Genomic DNA, 18,729 nt, shown 5'->3' with positions numbered 1-18,729 from the left:
CTAAAGCAGGGAACTTTTTGGAGCAAATGATGACTGACCTGTTCGGTAATCGTGACGAAATAGTCCCTTCGCGTAAGGTCAGTGGTCGTGTGATCGGGCTATTTGAGGCACTCGACAGGGATTTTGTCACTTCTCCAACAGATTCACTGGAACTGACTTTTGACGGTATTGTCGGTGACTTTCACGCGGGTCAGACGCGTCGCTCTGGCGGACGTGAGCCTTGGTATCCGCGTGGCACCGAGATGCGCAACGAACGCCACCTTTCCATTCTAAGTGCCGACGAGCTTGACGAGATCGCAGCAGGCATGGGCTTGCCTCAGCTGAAAGCTGAATGGATCGGTGGAAACATGGTGATTTCCGGTATTCCATCCCTTTCGATGCTACCACCCAGATCGCTGATGTTTTTTGAAGGTGGCGTGACGTTGAAAGTCGATGGACAGAATGCGCCCTGCAAGATTGCTGGTCGTTCTATTGCTTCGCATGCGGGTACTCCTGACGAAACCACCACTGCATTGGATTTTGTACGCGTGTCCAAGCGCTCGCGGGGTATCGTCGCTTGGGTTGAAAAGCCCGGGATCATACGCGCCGGTGAAAAAGTTGATATTCGTATTCCCGAACAGTGGATTTACAGGGTCTAAGGCTTGCGCCAAGTGCCTTTTCATGGCGAATAGAAAACAGGTCCGGTGCCAGCAATTTAGACGATTGCGGAGAATCGGGAAGCCGGTGAAAATCCGGCACGTGCCCAGCGCTGTAAGGGGAATGACCGTGCATTATGCCACGGTGGCCGAGAGGCCACAGGAAGGCGCACGGTTCAGCTGAACCCAAGTCAGAAGACCGGCCGGACCCCATAGCCCAAGCTGCGCGGACGGCGGCGAGGGCCTCAAGCGTTGTTAGGAGCAAACAATGCACGAAGCTTTTGATAGTCCGGTTCCAGCGGGTGATTTTACTGACGATGAGCGTGCGGCCGTTTATAAGGCGATTTATACCCGGCGAGACGTCCGCGATCAGTTTTTGTCAAAACCGATCGCCTATGATGTTTTGATGCGATTGCTCGATGCGGCGCACCATGCTCCATCTGTAGGCTTCATGCAGCCTTGGAACTTCATCACAATTCGCGATATGGCCCGCAAGAGGCAAGTGCACCGCGCTTTCGCCAAAGCCAACGAGGAAGCCAAGGCCCTGTTTCAAGATGAACGCCGGGCGCTGTATGCCTCTCTCAAATTGGAAGGCATCCTTAAAGCGCCGGTCAATTTATGCATCACCTGCGACCGGACACGCGGTGGAACGGTCGTGCTCGGTCGCACCCACAACCGCCAGATGGATGTCTATAGCACCGTTTGTGCAGTCCAAAATTTGTGGCTTGCTGCCCGTGCTGAAGGTATTGGCGTTGGCTGGGTGAGCATCTATCACGACAATGACATGCGCCAAATATTAGGTATTCCGGATCACGTTGAGATTGTTGCCTATCTATGCCTGGGCTATGTCGACGAGCTTTTTGATGCACCGGAGCTGGAAAAAAAGGGCTGGCGCAAAAGAATCCAATTACAGGACCTTATTTTTGAAGAAGGCTGGGGCCAGCTCAGCTCAGATCTTCCTCATCCGGATCCAGAAGACGTGTCGCCCGCCATTCCGTCAGTTTGCGATTAATCGCATCAAGCACGAAGAAACGAGCGGACTCTTTGTCATAGCCTTCGTCGCGCAGCGCATCATAGTCTGTATGTTGATGCCGCACATGGGCAATAGCGGCCAACCATACGGCAATCGGCGGCGGCAAGGTCTTCATATGGGGCGCACCTGCGGCCGCGCGTATTGGTTCCGAATCGGAGTAGGGAACGGCGGGTAAAAGCAAGGTCAGCGCTTTGTTGATTGAACGCTGACGGTTCGTTCCTGCACTCATTGATGTCTTTCTAATTTGATTCTGGCGCCTATTTCAGACGCGGCAGAAATTGTCGTCAATGGCAAAAACCTCTTGCCAATCGTCGCCTCATGACATAAACATATCTTTATGTCTTTTGAGGATTGGTTATGGACCGGCACAATCTTAATCTCGACCTGATGGTTGATACGTTGAAAGCGGCAGCTGAGCCTAGTCGGCTACGCATTCTTGCTTTGTTGTCGCGTGGTGATCTAACCGTTTCCGACCTCACATCCATTTTAGGACAATCTCAGCCGCGAGTGTCACGACATCTGAAATTGCTCTTTGAAGCAAGTCTTATCAACCGCTATCAGGAAGGCTCCTGGGCCTATTTCCGTTTGGCGGAATCATTGATTGTGGGAGATATTGCCCGTTCCCTGCTAGATCGCCTGGATTGTTCTGATCCCCTGCTGGAGCGTGACCTTGAACGTCTTTCCTCTGTGAAGCTTCAGCGCCGTGAACGTGCGGCTGCCTATTTTAGCGCGAATGCTTCAAGCTGGGATGCTATCCGCTCGTTGCATGTTCCAGACGGCGCTGTGGAAGAGGCCCTTACCAAGATCATAGGTGCAAGACCGTTTCAAGCGATGCTCGACGTCGGTACGGGTACCGGGCGCCTGCTTGAGCTCTTTGCTCCGCTCTACTTGCGCGGTGTCGGTATCGATATCAATCGCGACATGTTGACGATTGCCCGGTCAAATCTTGAGAAGTCCGGCATTGCCAACGCGCAAGTCCGTCAAGGTGACGTCTATTCCTTGCCGGTAGACAGAGAGTCTTTCGATCTGGTGACAATCCATCAGGTCTTGCACTTCCTTGATAATCCGGCCGAGGCCATTCGTGAAGCTGCGCGTGCCTTGCGTCCTTCCGGCCGAATGTTGATCGTCGATTTTGCTCCACACGAACTTGAATTTCTACGCGACAGACATGCCCATTTGCGCCTCGGTTTTCATGACGGACAGATTAAAGACTGGCTGACGGAAGCCGGACTGACGCTGGAACAGAGCATGGAATTACAACCAAAAGATAAAGACAAACTGACTGTTAAATTGTGGCTGGCACGCGACCCACGCTTGCTAATTGCCGATCCTGTTTCAACCTCCCGCGTTACGGAGAGTGTCTAATGAGTTTTTTCCGCCAATCCCGCCGTGCCGATCTTGGTAGCAATATCAAGGTTTCATTCGAGTTCTTCCCGCCAAAGACCGAGGTGATGGAAGAGCGTCTCTGGGAGACTGTAACGCGTCTGGCTCCGCTTAATCCCGAATTTGTCTCTGTGACATATGGGGCAGGTGGCTCCACTCGTGAACGCACAGCCCGCACGATCAAGCGCATCTTAACCGAAACCGATGTGAATGCAGCGGCACATTTGACCTGTGTTGATGCCACGAAGGAAGAGGTGGACACGGTAATCCGCGAATTTGCCGCCATGGGTGTCAATCGCTTTGTCGCCTTGCGCGGCGATCCGGCAAGCGGCGTAGGTGCTCATTACAAACCGACACCGGGTGGGTATGAAAACGGTGCCGAACTTGTCGCTGGATTGAAAGCTTTCGCTGACTTCGATATTTCGGTGTCTGCATATCCCGAAAAGCATCCCGAGAGCCCGGATTTTGCTACCGACATCGATATGTTGAAGCGCAAGGTCGATAATGGCGCGACGCGTGCCATCACGCAGTTCTTTTTCGAGAACGACCAATATGAGCGCTATGTTGAAAAGGTGCGTCGTGCCGGAATCTATATTCCGATTTTGCCTGGCATACTTCCAATCCATAATTTCACCCAGGTTACCAATTTTTGCTCCAAAGCTGGTACTCACATACCTACATGGCTGGCAGAGCGGTTTGATGGATTGCAGAATGACGAGCAGACTCATGCTCTGGTAGCTTCAGCCGTCGCAGCGGAACAGGTTCTTGATCTGGTCGAACGTGGCGTGCAGGATTTCCATTTTTATACGATGAACAGGGCTGATCTCGCCTTTGCGATCTGCCATCTCATCGGTATTCGTCCGGAAGCTGTAGCACTCCAATCCAATCTGGCCGGTGCAGCAGCTTGATAACAGCTTGTAAAAGTGAAACGGCCCGGTTGCTATAACCGGGCCGTTTCTTTTGTTTCACTCACTTAACGGTCAGAGACCATATCCGTAGCGCTCATATTTCAATTCAAGGTATCAGTCCTACGACCATTGCACCAATAAATGCGAACGCTGCACAGATCATAAGGACATTCATCGATCGAGTTAGTCCCATCGCTTGTCTCCTGCAGTTAACCCCCATAACATAGCGCAAATTCGCCACAGAAAAAGCCCAAATATTACCGAACGATGACAAAGAGTGTAGAAATTTTTTCTACAGCAACGATAAGTTTTTGAAACTAAACGTATTTAAACGTTTGAAAATGTCGAAAAAATCGAAAAAATTCTTTGCTGGCGGTAAAATTTTGCAGTGCGATAAAATTATCGCAGTTCTCGTTAGCGTGTTGCTTTGCCACATTTCGAACAGGATTAAGCCTTGGAGTTTCGGGCTAACTACAGAAATTTTATGACAATTCTATCTATTCGGCTTTCTGGAAAGCGCTAGAATACGGCCATCAATGATCAGCAGGCCCAAAGCGATGAGGGCCATCCCGGCAATGTCTTGCGCCGCCAGTTTCTCGCTAAGAAAAATTGTTCCAAGTAAAACCGCGCTGACCGGAACAATTAGGGTGACGAGGGAGGCATTGGTTGCTCCCGAAGCTTTCACGATTGAAAAGAACAGGATATAGGCGAAAGCTGTCGATAGCAGCCCCAATCCGAGAATGGCGGACCAGACGCCCAGGCTAATCCCATCCAAATGCGGCATGCCGTCATGGAGGAGTACGACAGGGATCATGATAAGAGTGGATGCTGTCATCTGTCCGGTTGCCGTTACTGTTGGCGGGATGCCTTTAAAGCGTTTGGCCAGGATGCTCGCGAAGGCGTAGGATATAGTTGCGGTTATGACAGCAAGCTCGGCCCATAGCGGCCCGCCAAGGCCAGTCAAAATTCCAGGCCCGATCATGACCACAATACCCACGATACCCATGAAAATGCCGGCAAGCTTGGCTGCCGTAACCTTTTCGTCGGCGGTCAGTATGGTCGCCAATATGACCGTCCAGATAGGGGTCGTTGCATTGAAGATAGAGGCAAGACCAGCACCTAGCGCTGTTTGCCCGATGAAAAGCAAAGAAAAGGGAATGACATTGTTCAACAGGCCGAGTCCGGCAAAACCGAGCGCGTGGCGACGATAGTCCCAGAAATTAACACCGCGGCTTGCAAGATAAATATGCAGCGCCAGGGCTGCTATGACAACGCGAAACAACACCAGCGTGAGGGGTGGAACAACTTGTACAGCGATGCGCGCGAAGAAGAATGACCCACCCCAAATAGCACCTAGCAACAGCAATTGCAGCCAGACAAATCCGGACATGGAAAGGGGCGGCGGCACTTTGGCATCAGCTACGGACACGGCAATGACCCTTTCATGGTAAGCGGATTGCAAATCCTTAGCCATTTTATGGCGAGTCGCCACCCGATTCTTGCAACAAGTCGCGACTTTCATCCGTCACTTTCCCTTGCTAAGAGTCTGGAATGACGCAAGACACACAGATGCAACGATTCGCCACCGCCCGTGATGCAGCGCTCGAATTGCGCCCGGATCAACCGGTTTATTGCTTCAGGCCTCAGGTCCTCATCGAGGACGCTCATAACTTCATGAAGATGTTTCCGGGCGAGACCGCGTATGCGGTTAAAACCAATGGTGAAAACCTGGTACTGGAAACACTCGCCCGTAACGGTATCAATACGTTTGATGTAGCCTCGCCGGGAGAATTCGCGGCTGTTCGAAAAGTGGCGCCCAATGCGCATATGCTCTACATGCATCCGATCAAAGCGCAATCGGACATCCGTCTGGCGCTTGAAACCTACGGGATACGTATCCTTGCCGTAGACCATGAAGATGAGATCGCCAAGGTGACCCGCATTGTGCGGGCTTTGGATATCGATCCGGGCAGCATAACTCTCTACATTCGGTTGCAGACAAAGGGACATGCAGCATACGAGCTTTCAAAGAAATTCGGTGCTGCTCCGGCCCATGCCGTGGAATTGCTGCAGCGTTCAGAAAAAATTGGCTACAAAGTCGGCCTTTGCTTCCATGTTGGCAGTCAGATTGAAGATCCCGATACCTACGAACGCGCATTGCGCGCTGCCGATTGGGTCAGAAATCGCGCAGGAGTGACATTGGCAGGGCTTGATGTGGGCGGTGGTTTCCCGGCCGAGTATGGTCATGATCCCAAGCGCAAACAGGTCGAAATGCCCTCGCTCGGGCAATTAATGTCGCGTTTGCGCGGCGATATCAATGAATATGGTTTTGGAGATTTGCCGCTGGTTGCCGAACCTGGACGGGTTATTGTTGCGCGGGCCTTTTCGCTGATTGTTCGAGTGCTTCTGCGCAAAGGCAGACGGCTTTACATCAATGATGGTATCTGGGCATCGCTTTCGGATTCCTGGACTGGAAAAATCACTTTGCCAGCCCGGTTTATCCCAGACCCTGCCAAGAAACATCGCAATGGCAATCCTGAAACGATTGTGCCTTTCCGTGTTTGCGGGGCAACTTGCGATTCCGTTGATATTTTGTCCCGCCCATTCTGGCTGCCGGAAACCGTGGATACCGGCGACTGGATCGAGATTGGCAATATCGGTGCCTATTCTCTGTCGTTGCGTACCCGGTTTAACGGTTTCTACCCCGATACATTTGTCGAGGTGGAAACACCGTTTGAGGCGGGCGGACGGCCGGAAGGTTTTGCTTCGCTGGAGACGATGGAATACGCGTCACAAGACCTATAGCTTGTTCAGTAGTTCCGGTGTTGGCCAGGAATCGGCTGGCAGGCCTAGTCGCATTTGTTCCTCGCGAACGGCGTCGCGGGTAAGAATGCCGAACACGCCATCAATTTTCGGGCCCATATCGTGGCCGCGTGCTGCCAGCTTGTTTTGAAGTTCTTTCATCTGTTCAGGGTTGAGACCCTGTTCAGGTGTGGTTTGTTCCAGCGGACCGGCTCCAGCCAAGCGTGTGGCAAAGTAAGCGGCCGTGGTCGCGTAGATGATGGACTTATTCCATTCTACAAAGATATCGAAGTTTGAATAGGAAAGGAAAGCTGGACCCTTTCGGCCCATCGGCAATAATAGCGATGCGTCGCCATCATCCGGGCCAAGCGGCCCCTTTAGGCCGGTTACACCCCATTCAGCCCATTTGGAGTGTGGCAGACGATTGGTGCGGATGGCGTTCTCCCATGGGAGTTCTTTGGTGAGTTTGACCTCTTCGAGCCATGGCTCGCCTTTGCGCCAGCCAAGATCGCGCATAACACGGGCGGCGGTCATGATCGCATCGGGTGCGGAGCCTTTCAGGTCAACCTTGCCATCACCGTCGCCATCAACGCCACGCTCAAGATAATCGGTCGGCAACATCTGCATTTGGCCAATTTCGCCAGCCCACGCACCGGTCGTCTTTGCATCCACAACGCCGCTGTCAAATAGCTTGAGCAGTGCAATCAATTGCGGGCGGAAAAGTTCAGGCCTACGGCAGTCGAAGGATAGCGTCAGAAGGGCATTCAGCGTATCGAAATCGCCCTGGACGGCACCAAAATCCGTCTCGAGGCCCCAAAAGGCCGAAATCACAGGACCGGGGACACCATATTCGGCCTCGGCTTTGGCAAAAGTATCAGCATATTTCTTCAGATTGGCTGCGCCCTGTTTCAGGCGGTAATCAGCAACCATGCGAGATGAAAACGTCAAAAATGTCTGGCTGAAAACGCCCTGCGCACGGTCGCGTTCCAAAACCTTGTCGTCCATCGAAGCCTTGAAAAGCTCGCTGATGCCTTTATCGCTGACACCGGCTGCCTTTGCTTCGGCGATCAAGCCATTGAACCAGGGTTCAAGTTCGCCTCCACAGGCGGGTTTGGCGACAACAGGTTGAGCTGGTGCAACCTGATCCAGAGCTTGAGCACTGGAAATGGTAAGCAGACTTGCGGCGATGGCGATCGATATTTTATTCATTGGGAAATCTCGTTGATGACGGGCGCGCCAAGGCACGCACACTTTCCCTGCTAATGCACGATAACCGTCGTCAGGTGAAGTCACAGAATAGAGAGAACTGTTCGACTCAAAGCTTTATCGAACCTTGTTGCGCGCCAGCCACTGTTTCCATGCGCTTTCGCTGCCGGCAAAAACATTGATATCGGCATCTCCGCGTATGCCGGGGATGGAACCCGTTCCGGTATATTGCCAGAAGGTCCAAGGATGCGGTCCATATTTCTCATCAGGATGCCCCGCAACCGAGCGAAGCCAGAAAGGATAATCGGCGAGTTGGCGCAAATCATTGTCATCAAAGAAATCGACAGTGGTATAAATGATGGGGCGCTTGCCGTAGTGACGCTGTACGATGTCAATGAAGGTGCGCATCTCGCTGCGAACAATTGCTGCATTCGGTCTCAGCTTGCAGGTGGGTGATGCGGCGTTCCATTCCATATCCAGCACTGGCGGCAGGGCACCCGGGTCATTCGGCACATTGCGGATGAACCAACGGGCCTGATCGGCGGCAGAGCGGCAGAAATAGTAAAAATGGTAAGCACCACGCGGAACACCTGCAGCTCTTGCTGCTGCCCAATTTTCTGCAAAGCGGTCATCGACCCGGTCACCACCTTCCGTGGCCTTGATAAAGGCAAAAGAGATGCGGCTCGAGCGTGCAGTCTGCCAGTCTATGGTGGATTGATATTTGGAAACGTCCGTGCCGTGTATCGGATAATGCCAAGGTGTTTTTCCGGTCCATTCATGTGGATCGCTATCACCGTAGCGCGGTGCCTTGACATTGCCGGAGGGCGCATCCATCTGGCGTGTCGCGGATGGTTTCCTGGCGTCCTCAAAATTATAATCGACGGTCGTACAGCCGGTTAAAACGAGTGTCAACAAAGCGGCTGCAAGACGTTTCATATAAAATTTCCGCGGCTAGATCATTGTTCGGCATTGGTGCGATCTTACAGATGCACTATTATGCTTAACAGATCATGAGCGGTCGCGCTGACCCACGTGGGATCGAAATTACATACCGTTCCGGCGTATAGTCGTTATCCAGGCAAATCCGCGATAAAGCCGTTGTTTCTGCACTGTGGCATTGTTTTTCAATGCAATGGATTCGGCAATATCGAACAGATCATTGCGCGGCGTGACATGATACCAGTCCAGCCACTTATAGAGTGCTTTGCGGGAAACGGACGGCAGATCGGCCAGATCACCGAAGTCAACAATATGAAGAGAGCCGTGCGGAGCAAGGTGGCTGACCGCTTCATGCATTACCAACTGCCATTGCGGGATCATTGAAACGGCGTAGGAGATAAAAATTCGGTCAAAATGCCGACGCGCGAAAAGAGCTTGGGGATTAAAGTCGGCTGCGTCTGCATAGGCGAGCTTGGCCCGCTTACCAAGACCGGCTATCTCTATTTTCTTATGCGCGGTTGCGAGCATTTCGTTCGAAATATCAATGCCGTAGAGGGAAGTCTTTGGATAAGCCTCGCCAGCAAGAATCAAATTTCGGCCTGTTCCGCATCCAATCTCGAGGATCGAGCCGCGTTCTGGCGGATTGAGACCGGCAATCATGGGGTCGCGGCCCAGCAGATAATATTTGCGTGTCACATCGTAGAAATGGCGTTGATGCCGATAGACGCGATCCATAAGAGGACCATGTTCGATCTTCGTAAACATGATTCAGCCTCGGAATGTGTACAAATGAAATCCGCCATAAATAGAAGATCGGTCGCGCGCATGAAGCGTTTTCGACTGATCTTCCTCGTATTCCCACTGCGCTAGCGTTGCGTCATCGACACGGCCCGGCAAAAGAGAGGGCTCGGCGGCTGTGCGAAAGATTACCCGCGCGCCGGGAGCGGCTGTGCGGGTAATTTCAGTCCAAAGCTCATTGAGCTGCGTATCGTTCATCCAGTCTTGAGCATCCAGCAATATGAAGCGATCCACTGAGTTTTCAGGCTTTGCGCTCAGAAACTCCGTGTAGGACGCATTGACGACGCTCATTCGGCCGGCACGTTCACGCACTGCCGCAAAATTGTTGCGGGATAAATAAGGCGGTAGCGGACCGGTCTCCGCATTGTCGCTATAGCCGCGGCCAAAGGCTTGCCAAGCAAAATAGTTTTCTGAAAGCGGAAAACCGCAGGCGAGTTTTTCAAGGCGCCCACGCAATACCTCAGCCATATCGCCGTTTCCTGCAGTTGCAAGGGCATCATACTGCTGTGGTGGAATTCCGAGGCCAAAAAGCGAAGACTTCCGTGCGGTCGCCCAGCGGATCATGCGTTTGTCAAAGAGCGGGGCGAGGGCGGTGTCGAAATAAACCCGTTGTTCGGCAAGTGTCGATGCCTTCAGAATATCGCGCGGGTCAATACCGTAGAGTCTGGCAACGCGATGCCCCATGCCGATAAACAGGCCAAGCAGGCCATGGCGGTAAAGGTCGCGCGAAAAAATGGAGATACGCCGCCGGCCGGACACCATCCGCTTCTCCCAATAGGAGCGGCTGGTTGCATCAAGGTGCGGCCGGATGAAGCGTTCATAGGCCGTTAGATTGGATTTGCTGTCGGCAGTTCCATAGAACCGATAAAACGCATCGTAATTGGGAAGATTGACGACAGCAGCAAGCTTGAGGCGGTTGAAGGCAACGTGAGCCGTATTGAGATCAACGGCTTCAACACTGGCAGGATCAGCCGTCAAATAGGACATGGCATTACAGCCGCCGGATGCAATCGTAACAATTCGATGACCGGCACCAATCTGCAGGGCCTCCATATCAACTTCCGGATCTTCCCATATTTGCGGATAGACCAGTCCCTTGAAAACGTGAGCAAATAGTCTTTCAGACAATCCGGCGCGTGATAGAAGCCGGTTTTGCCGAACAGCCCTGTTCAGTTTTTCATTGCTGATATGCGAGCGAGGAGGCGGCGTATTTGCAGACTGTCGAGCAACTGGCATCCAAACGAATCCCCTTTATTGGAAATTCCTGCTCGCCTAGCACCCGCATGTAACAAGTTGGTGACGCCGCTGTGACGTAATGGATGAAGCTGATGACAATTTGATTCAAATTTTATTGATAAGTATTGGTTTTCGAATCTGATTCTTCCGCCTTGTGCTGGCGCTGTCAGCGTTGGGGCGGTTCAGTTCGTACCACCACCGACATTCCGGGGGCGAGATATTGTGCCAGGTCCTGTCCGGGATCGACTGATATGCGTACAGAGATACGTTGCGCGACCTTTGTAAAATTTCCGGTGGCGTTGTCAGGTTTGATTACGCTGAATTCAGAGCCGGCTGCCGGTGCAAATCGTTCAACCTTGCCGGACAGTCTTTTGCGATTGAGAGCGTCGACTGTGAACGTGATCGGCTGCCCCAGTGCAATATTGCTAAGCTGTGTTTCCTTGAAGTTTGCGATAATCCAGACTTCGCTGGGGACAATTGCCATGAGCTGCGTTCCGGCACTGACATATTGGCCGAGCTTGACACCAACTTCGCCAAGAGTGCCATCCCGTGGAGCTACAATTTTAGTGTTGGACAAATCGATATCAGCCAGTTCAACGGCTGCCTTTGCGCCTGCGACTGCTGCTTCCAACGAACCGCGACTGACCTTAATGGTTTCAAGATCCTGATTGGACACTTCCAGTGCTGCTTTGGCCTGAGTTACAGATGCCTGGGCTTGCTCCAATGCTGTTTCACTTTGCTCTGCGTCACTCTTTGTCAAAACACCCTGACGAGCCAATGGCTCGATGCGGGCCCAATTGGCCTGTGCTCGCCGCAATACAGCCTCGGCGCTGTCGAGTTGTGCCTGGCTGGATCCAATGCGTGCCTCGGCGGCACGTTGCTGCTGTGTTGAGTTGTCAAGAGCGGCTTGCTGACTGGCGAGAGTCGCTTTTGCCTGATCCAGTTTTTGCGCAAAAATCCGGTCGTCAATTTTGGCCAGAAGTTGGCCCTGTTTGACCTTGTTATAATCTTGAACCGGAACATCAACGATATAGCCGCTCAACTGCGGACTAATCAGAGTGACATAGCCCTTCACATAGGCATTTTCCGTTATCTCGATATCGCTCTGAAATGGTGGCAGGCGCCAAGCATAAAGCACAAGCACGAGCCCGGAAATTCCAATAAGGATGGCAATTATCGTTGCCGAATGGCGCATATATTTAGACATCATCTGATCAACTCGTTTGGATGGCGAGAACGGTTTCCCGGTTGCGGAAAAGTGCGCGCAGGGAGACGTGCGTTAAAAGAATAATGAGCGCGAAAAGCGAAATACCGGCAATGAGCAGAAACGCATCATTATAGGCGAGGATATTGGCTTCACGCGTCGTTTGTTGGGAAAGCAGCGCTATTCCTTCTGCGTTCAACAGGGTGCCGTCGGTAATCGATCGGCTATAACCCGCTGTCAGTTGCCCAACACGCTGAACCACAAGCGGATTAGATAGGACAATGCTTTCTGCCAGGATATTGGAATGGAATTTTTCGCGTATCGTTATGAACGTACCGAAAACCGCTTGCCCGAAAAGCCCCCCAAGACTTTGTGTGGCTAGAAACACGATAATGAAACTGAGAATGTAGTTTGGCCCGCGTTTCAACGCTGAACTTAGCCCGACGGACATGGCTGGCGGCAAGAAGAGAGCTGTGGCAGCGGCTATGCAAGCTTGACTCGCATACATTTGCGCTGGGCGCGTGAGGTTCGTTGATTGGCTGTCCATATAGGAGCCAGCAATAAGAAAGATCAAGGCAACGGCATGGATCGCAGGCACTCTTTCGGGTGTCATCACTGCGGCACATGAGAGGCCCGCTACAATCATTGCCGCCATGGAAACCATATAGATCATACTGATTTGATCGTTTAACAGGCCCAGATTTTGAAAGAAATTATTGGCGACGGTTGATTGTTCGGAGACGACAAGCCTGAAAAGCAGAATTGTTCCGGCGAAATGCACGATCTCCTTGCTGGCAATCCAGCGGATATCGAGGAGGGGTTTTTCCCGGTTGAGCTCAATAATGACCGCAGCCGTAATGGTGACGACTGCAATAGCCAGAAGCACACCAAGCCAAGGGGCTTCAAACCACCAATAGAGCCTACCGGTAACGAGCGTCACGGCGATACAACCGAAACCGATGGCTATCAAAAGGTAGCTGACAATATCCAGTTTCTCGATAACCTTTGCCCTTGGTATGGGCGTCAGAGGGAGAAGATAGATAACGCCAAATGCGATAAGGGCGAGAGAAATTTCGAACGTATATAATCCGCCCCACTGGCCGATATCCAACAGCGTGGGCGAAAGCAGGCGAGCCAGAGGCGAGGCCAGCGATATATTCGTTAGCACCAGACATATGGCTATTGTCATCTTGCGCGCCGGTGTGAACGCCTCAAGCATGTAAAGGAAGGCAAGACTCGACAATGGAGCTGCGGCAATGCCGCTGACAAAACGAATGATGATGGCCGATTGCAAATCTGTGACCACCAGATGCAGCAGCGATACAAGCACGAAAATTGCCAAGCTTAACTGGGCGAAATTTCGCAAGCCATACTGATTTCTGATCTTGATAAGTGCAATCGACAGGCTGACATTGGGTGCCATATAGGCAGCGATCAGCCAGGTGGTTTCGGTGTTTGTTGCACCGAGATAGCCCTGAATCTGCGGGATATTTGTAGCGATCAGATTCATTCCAAGGCCCTGCGTCATCGATAGCAGAGTTGACGCGCCAATATAGGCAGCCGAGCGGAGCGGATGCATAGGAACGGGCGCCGCAGGGGGAGGCGGTGCAGTTTTGATCGGATCATAACCGACAAACTCAGCTTCGGGGAGCATGTGGCTCAGTCCCTCTCGTCGAGTTCGTTGATATTGCGGTTAATTGACCGAAGGACATCTATTGTGTTCTGCAGGTCTTCGCTCTCGATACCCGCCAGGACATCAGCGCGCAGCTTTTGGGCAAGATCATTGACCTTTTTTGCTAATGTCCTGCCGGTCACTGTGATGTGAATTTCCTTGGCGCGCCGGTCCCCTTCTGCCTCTTTGCGTTGAATGAATCCCTGACTCTCAAGACCGTCAAGCAAGCGCACCATGGTGGGTGTTTCTATGTCCAGCTCTTCTGCAAGCTCCTTTTGATTGAGCACTGCAAGCCTGTCGAGCAGCAACAATGTCCGCGCTCTGGCTTGTGTCAGTCCTAATTCTTTCACACGCGAATCAAAATGCGTGCGCAGCTTTCGGCTGGCTCTGCCCAATTCGTCCACAAAAATGAAATGTAAGCCACGATGTGCCATAAGATAGCCGTATAATAAGTAGGTTGCTAATTATTAATGTGCGATATAACTCCAAACGGATTGGATTTCAAGGTCGTGTTAGCGTAGATCGAGACGCAGGAGTTCGTCCGTATAAGATTTGCCGTCGATACGCAGGGCATCCTTCTCCACGCCGAATACCTCAAAACCCAAGCTGAGATAGAGTGTGCGGGCTGTAATATTGGCAGCCATGACGGTCGCGTGTAATGTATCAACGTGATTTCGAGCGTAATCGATAACTGCCAGCGTCAGTCTTTTTCCGAGCTGATGCCCGCGCCATCTCTCATCCACATAAACACCCCAAAGCAAACCCTTGTGTTTTTGCTTTGTCTTGGAGTTTGCGGCAAAGCCTGCAACGCCGATCAGTTCACCTTCAGCAAATGCACCGAAAACGGCGTTTGGCAGAGCGTCAAGGCGGCAGCGAATTTCGGCCATGTCGAGATCGGCCTCTTCTTCATAGCTTGAGCCGAATGCTTCCGGCGCCGCTTGCAATCCATGTAAGCGCAGTCGCTGGAATTGCTCTGCATCCTTCCTGTTCAATACCCGGATCGAAATATTCATATTCGGACTCCAAATATCACATCATGACAGGCAGATGACGAATGTTGCCATGTTTACAAAGAGATATCCACATAAGAGTTGAATGAAAATGAAAATAGAACTCCATTCCGCCTTATTTCAGATAGAGTGGATTCGAGGGGCCACTTGAGTACCTAGGAGAGGATTAAAACACATGAAGAATAAATTTGTTATCGCCTTGGCAGCTGTATCGTTGTTTGCTTTGGCTGGCTGCGGTGAAAGCGAGCAGAAGACCGAAACGCCACCTGCTACAACTGAAGCACCGGCGCCAGCTCCAACAGCGGTTGAACCAGCAAAGCCAATGACTGCTCAAGACGCGATGAAGACCATTAAAGAGCAGGCTGCAACCATGACTGCTGAGCAAAAGCAGGCTGCCGTCGAAACCGCCCGCAAGGCAGCTGAAGAAGCCGCAAAAGCGGCGGGACAAACAGCCGATCAGGTTAAAGCCGCTGCCGACGCAGCTGAAAAAGCCATCAAGGATGCGCTTGGCGTTCAATAAAATTCAATTGGCAGGTACGGCAGGCCTCATGTTTGCCGTACCTGCGCCCATCTATGTCAAACAGTTTTGATGCGTAATTATCTCTCTCGCAATTGCGAAAAACTTTGAATAAAATAGAGCCATGTCTATTTGGCGCCGCATCAGCGATTTCATCACCACCACAGCAGTCGATGCATTCTCCAGCATTATCGAGGCTGTACGTACCGCATTTGAAGGCGATCCCGAAACGCGGCGACGCGTTGCGTTTTCGATAGCAATGATTGCCTTGTCGGCCAAAATGGCCAAGGCAGATGGCATTGTATCGCAAGCCGAGGTTAATGCGTTCCACGACATTTTTCATGTGCCTGAGCAGTATCAGGACCAAGTCACCAGATTATATAATCTGGCAAAGCAGGATGTCGCGGGTTACGAGGCCTACGCAACGCAGTTGGCTTCACTTTGCGGTTCCGGTCACCGGAACTGTCAAATGCTGGAAGATGTTCTTGATGGGCTTTTCCATATTGCCAAGGCCGATGGCGCATTGCACGACAAGGAATTGACATTTCTCGGCACGGTTGCGGAAATCTTTGCCCTTGATGAGGAAAAGTTTGACCGTGTCCTTGCGCGGCATGTCGGGCGTGGACAGGCAGACCCATATCTGGTCTTGGGTCTGGCGCGGAATGTAAATTTTGAGACTGCGCGCAAGCAGTATCGCGCGCTGGTTAGGGAAAATCATCCGGATATGTTGATTGCCCGCGGTGTGCCGGAAGAATTCATAGCTATCGCCAATCAACGTATAGCGGCTATCAATGCGGCTTGGGAACAAGTCGAAAAAGACCTGAAGGCATATGAACGCGTTTAAGCCCGATCATTTAAACGTGGCAGTTCACGCGTCGCCAAATTTCGGTCCCCGCAAGGATGGCAAGCGCCCGCATATTCTTATCCTGCATTATACTGGCATGGAGACGGGCGAAGCTGCCGAAAACTGGCTGGCAAACCCGGAAAGCGAAGTTTCCGCGCATTATGTCGTGCATGAAGACGGCAGGATCGTGCAATTGGTTTCCGAAAGTGAGCGCGCCTGGCATGCCGGAAAGGGCTCGTGGAAGGGCGAAACGGATATTAATTCTTGCTCAATCGGGATTGAAATCGTCAATGGCGGACCGCTACTTGGATTCCCGGTGTTTCCGGGCGAACAGATCGACGCGGTTATCGACCTTTGCAAAGGCATAATCTCGCGCAATGGAATTCGCCCTGAAAATGTCCTTGCTCATTCAGATGTCGCACCTGCACGCAAGATCGACCCCGGCGAGAAATTCCCTTGGCCAGTGCTATTTAATTCCGGCGTGGGGCATTGGGTTGATCCGGCTCCGGTGCGCGGTGGTCGGTTCTTTTCTGCTGGTGATCAAGGGCAGCCAGTGGAGGCTTTGCAGTCCATGCTGGCTCTTTATGGCTACGGCGTACCCATTGATGGGGTCTTCGGAAATGCGACCGAATTGAGTGTTTTGGCCTTCCAGCGCCACTTTCGGCCGGCAAAAGTGGACGGAGTCGCGGACATGTCAACCATTGAAACGCTGCACAAACTACTTTCTGCACTCCCGGCATTGTCAGCATAACGTATTGAACGTTAAAGCCTTTTCTGAGAGAAATTGTGCAATGCAGCATATATATTACAATGGGTTACACAAAGTTATTTGATGTATCAATATTCGGCTGCATTGGGCCGTCACATCCTAGCCCAGTGTTTCGGGCAGCCCATTTTGGATTTTTGGGCTCGGAACGTTCCCGGCGCGCATCTTTCGTGCGGCCCAAGAAATTAAACGGAAAACGATGACAAATAGATTTGGTATGATTTGCGCCCTTGTTGGGGCGGTGGCTTTGTTTGGTTCAAATTCAGCATTCAGTAAACCGGTCGAGGCCCAGCCGACAAACCTGGCCGATTATCTGAAGGCAAAGCGTGTTGAAGCCGATAAGAGAAAAACGACCGAAAAAACTGCAAAGAAGGTTGATGGAAAGAGCCAGGGCAAGAAGGTAAGTGCCAAGGTTTCATCCGGTAAAAAGGCTGCAGTAAAAACTCAGCGTATCTCAAAAAAGATTTCTGGTTCCAAGCGTCCGGTCGTTCAGGCAAAAGCCCGTTTCAAGACCACGACGGTAAACAACCGTATTGATACAATGACAACCGGCAGCATTGCATCTGCCGCCTCTGCTGGTGGTTCGACCAAATATTCCAGCATCATCTCTTCTTACGCAGCGTCTTACGGTGTTCCGATTGCACTTGCTCATGCGGTCGTCCGCGTGGAAAGCAACTACCGGGCTGACATGACTGGCCGTGCTGGTGAGGTTGGTTTGATGCAGATCAAATATTCGACGGCACAGGGCTTGGGCTACACAGGTAGCCGTCAGGCGCTCTATAATCCCGATACGAATATTCGTTGGGGTATGAAGTATCTTGCCGGAGCCCATAAGCTTGGCAATGGCACGACTTGCGGCACGATCCTGCGCTATAATGCAGGGCACGGCGCCACCCGGATGAATCCGATTTCGGCCAATTATTGTGCCAAGGTCAAACTGCAAATGGCGGCCAACTAAGCATTCGCTTGTTGCTTTGAGGAAGGCTGGATGACTATCCAGCCTTTTTTCATTTGCCTTTTCTGGAAGATAGGCATTTATACGGGCGCCAGCTGGCCGGGCAGCCGCGCATGTCATAAGCCGAAAGGCGGCATGTGAGGAAAGTCCGGGCTCCAGGGAAACACGGTGCCGGATAACGTCCGGCGGGGGCGACCCTAGGGAAAGTGCCACAGAAAGGAAACCGCCCCGTCTTTCGTTGTGCCGCGTCTATAATGGATGGGACACAAGGAATGACGGGGTAAGGGTGAAAGGGTGGGGTAAGAGCCCACCGCGCAACTGGTAACAGGGGCGGCAAGGCAAACCCCACCGGGAGCAAAACCGAATAGGGACGGCGTGCCTGACGAAAGTCAGGCGATCAGTTTCCGGGTCAGTCGTCCGGGTAGGTTGCAGGAGGCGGATGGCAACATCCGTCCAAGATGAATGGCTGCCGCGCCGGATGCAAATCCGGCCATACAGAACCCGGCTTACAGGCCAGCTGGCACTTTAAACTCTGCGATTATTTATCATTCTCCCCGTAAGGGAGGGGACTGGTTTGCGATTCCTAACGCTTCATTAAGCTTAATGATGGATAAATTCAGAATCGCCGGAAGTGTGCTTGGTTTTGCCAGCTACTTCCATCCTGTGTACTCTAATCCCATTGACGCCCATAGTGCCCCATGATATCGATTGATTTCATCAGTAGCGTTCAGTCGACACGGTGTTTCCCGACATTGGATCTTGCCATGCAGGGCCGGCATTTCGCCGGAGTTTCGACGCGCGCTTATGAGATTCTGTCTCCT

The 18,729-nt window shown here is 52.1% G+C and carries 19 protein-coding genes, 1 other RNA gene and 1 riboswitch; of the genes, 10 read left to right on the top strand and 10 right to left on the bottom strand.

Features of this window, described 5'->3' with window-relative positions; genetic code table 11:
• The first annotated feature begins 29 nt into the window (after positions 1-29).
• Positions 30-638 carry an MOSC domain-containing protein gene (locus tag V9K95_RS03990; protein WP_336439770.1) on the top strand — a complete coding sequence of 203 codons (609 nt, stop codon included), beginning with the start codon at positions 30-32 and terminating at the stop codon, positions 636-638.
• A 26-nt stretch (positions 639-664) separates the two neighbouring features.
• Positions 665-857, top strand: a riboswitch (cobalamin riboswitch).
• 46 nt (positions 858-903) lie between these two features.
• Positions 904-1,647: a 5,6-dimethylbenzimidazole synthase gene (gene bluB / locus V9K95_RS03985; protein WP_115052522.1), complete on the top strand. Its 744-nt coding sequence runs from the start codon at positions 904-906 to the stop codon at positions 1,645-1,647.
• Here the strand turns inward: bluB and V9K95_RS03980 are convergent.
• Positions 1,580-1,897, bottom strand: a complete 318-nt coding sequence (locus V9K95_RS03980; RefSeq protein WP_115052523.1) for a DUF2293 domain-containing protein — start codon at positions 1,895-1,897, stop codon at positions 1,580-1,582. The genes bluB and V9K95_RS03980 overlap by 68 nt on opposite strands.
• Before the next feature lie 128 nt (positions 1,898-2,025).
• Between V9K95_RS03980 and V9K95_RS03975 the strand changes: the two genes are divergently transcribed.
• Together V9K95_RS03975 and metF are read left to right on the top strand one after the other, a co-directional pair.
• Entirely contained in the window at positions 2,026-3,033 is a 1,008-nt protein-coding gene (locus V9K95_RS03975) for an ArsR/SmtB family transcription factor (RefSeq protein ID WP_115052524.1), read from the top strand.
• Positions 3,033-3,959, top strand: coding sequence for a methylenetetrahydrofolate reductase [NAD(P)H] (metF, locus tag V9K95_RS03970; RefSeq protein WP_115052525.1), 927 nt, complete (start codon positions 3,033-3,035; stop codon positions 3,957-3,959). The genes V9K95_RS03975 and metF overlap by 1 nt, the downstream gene beginning before the upstream one ends.
• 493 nt (positions 3,960-4,452) lie before the next feature.
• Here metF and V9K95_RS03965 read toward each other — a convergent pair whose 3' ends face one another.
• A complete protein-coding gene (locus tag V9K95_RS03965; RefSeq protein WP_435530151.1) occupies positions 4,453-5,388 on the bottom strand; it encodes a DMT family transporter in 936 nt (311 codons plus the stop codon).
• 140 nt (positions 5,389-5,528) lie between these two features.
• Between V9K95_RS03965 and V9K95_RS03960 the strand changes: the two genes are divergently transcribed.
• Complete coding sequence (locus V9K95_RS03960; RefSeq protein WP_115052526.1) at positions 5,529-6,764, top strand: alanine racemase; 1,236 nt, start codon at positions 5,529-5,531, stop codon at positions 6,762-6,764.
• On the opposite strand, the gene V9K95_RS03955 is transcribed toward V9K95_RS03960, so the two are convergent.
• From V9K95_RS03955 to V9K95_RS03920, 8 genes are all read right to left on the bottom strand, one after another.
• Entirely contained in the window at positions 6,759-7,970 is a 1,212-nt protein-coding gene (locus V9K95_RS03955; RefSeq protein WP_307279239.1) for a lytic murein transglycosylase, read from the bottom strand. The two genes, V9K95_RS03960 and V9K95_RS03955, sit on opposite strands and share 6 nt — an antisense overlap.
• A gap of 114 nt (positions 7,971-8,084) precedes the next feature.
• Positions 8,085-8,903, bottom strand: a complete 819-nt coding sequence (locus V9K95_RS03950; protein ID WP_336439771.1) for a glycoside hydrolase family 25 protein — start codon at positions 8,901-8,903, stop codon at positions 8,085-8,087.
• 108 nt (positions 8,904-9,011) lie between these two features.
• Entirely contained in the window at positions 9,012-9,671 is a 660-nt protein-coding gene (locus tag V9K95_RS03945; RefSeq protein WP_307279235.1) for a class I SAM-dependent methyltransferase, read from the bottom strand.
• 3 nt (positions 9,672-9,674) lie between these two features.
• Entirely contained in the window at positions 9,675-10,940 is a 1,266-nt protein-coding gene (locus tag V9K95_RS03940) for a DUF3419 family protein (protein ID WP_336439772.1), read from the bottom strand.
• Positions 10,941-11,106: 166 nt separating this feature from the next.
• A complete protein-coding gene (locus V9K95_RS03935) occupies positions 11,107-12,147 on the bottom strand; it encodes an HlyD family secretion protein (RefSeq protein WP_336440197.1) in 1,041 nt (346 codons plus the stop codon).
• Positions 12,148-12,154: 7 nt separating this feature from the next.
• Positions 12,155-13,798 (bottom strand): MFS transporter, encoded by a 1,644-nt coding sequence (locus V9K95_RS03930; RefSeq protein WP_435530150.1) that lies wholly within the window; start codon positions 13,796-13,798, stop codon positions 12,155-12,157.
• A gap of 5 nt (positions 13,799-13,803) precedes the next feature.
• Positions 13,804-14,250, bottom strand: coding sequence for a MarR family transcriptional regulator (locus V9K95_RS03925; RefSeq protein WP_115052533.1), 447 nt, complete (start codon positions 14,248-14,250; stop codon positions 13,804-13,806).
• Positions 14,251-14,328: 78 nt separating this feature from the next.
• Positions 14,329-14,829, bottom strand: coding sequence for a GNAT family N-acetyltransferase (locus V9K95_RS03920; RefSeq protein WP_307279226.1), 501 nt, complete (start codon positions 14,827-14,829; stop codon positions 14,329-14,331).
• A 172-nt stretch (positions 14,830-15,001) separates the two neighbouring features.
• On the opposite strand from V9K95_RS03920, the gene V9K95_RS03915 reads away from it, so the two are divergent.
• The 5 genes from V9K95_RS03915 to rnpB all read left to right on the top strand — a co-directional run bounded on the left by V9K95_RS03915 (position 15,002) and on the right by rnpB (position 18,433).
• The gene (locus V9K95_RS03915; RefSeq protein WP_336439773.1) at positions 15,002-15,346 is read left to right on the top strand and encodes an antifreeze protein; all 345 of its coding nucleotides are present in this window, start codon (positions 15,002-15,004) and stop codon (positions 15,344-15,346) included.
• Between the two features lie 121 nt (positions 15,347-15,467).
• On the top strand, positions 15,468-16,187 hold the full coding sequence (locus tag V9K95_RS03910) for a J domain-containing protein (RefSeq protein ID WP_115052536.1): 720 nt from the start codon (positions 15,468-15,470) through the stop codon (positions 16,185-16,187).
• Positions 16,174-16,938 carry an N-acetylmuramoyl-L-alanine amidase gene (locus V9K95_RS03905; RefSeq protein WP_115052537.1) on the top strand — a complete coding sequence of 255 codons (765 nt, stop codon included), beginning with the start codon at positions 16,174-16,176 and terminating at the stop codon, positions 16,936-16,938. Before V9K95_RS03910 ends, V9K95_RS03905 begins: the two co-directional genes overlap by 14 nt.
• Before the next feature lie 214 nt (positions 16,939-17,152).
• Positions 17,153-17,911 (top strand): lytic transglycosylase domain-containing protein, encoded by a 759-nt coding sequence (locus V9K95_RS03900; RefSeq protein ID WP_336439774.1) that lies wholly within the window; start codon positions 17,153-17,155, stop codon positions 17,909-17,911.
• Positions 17,912-17,999: 88 nt separating this feature from the next.
• An RNA gene (gene rnpB, locus V9K95_RS03895) (RNase P RNA component class A) lies at positions 18,000-18,433 on the top strand.
• The last annotated feature ends 296 nt before the right edge of the window (positions 18,434-18,729 follow it).

It is taken from the genome of Phyllobacterium sp. CCNWLW183 (genome assembly GCF_037203775.1).
GTDB classification, from domain to species: Bacteria; Pseudomonadota; Alphaproteobacteria; order Rhizobiales; family Rhizobiaceae; genus Phyllobacterium; species Phyllobacterium ifriqiyense.
Note: the sequence above shows the minus strand (reverse complement) of the source record. Positions and strands in the feature narration are given on the sequence as shown.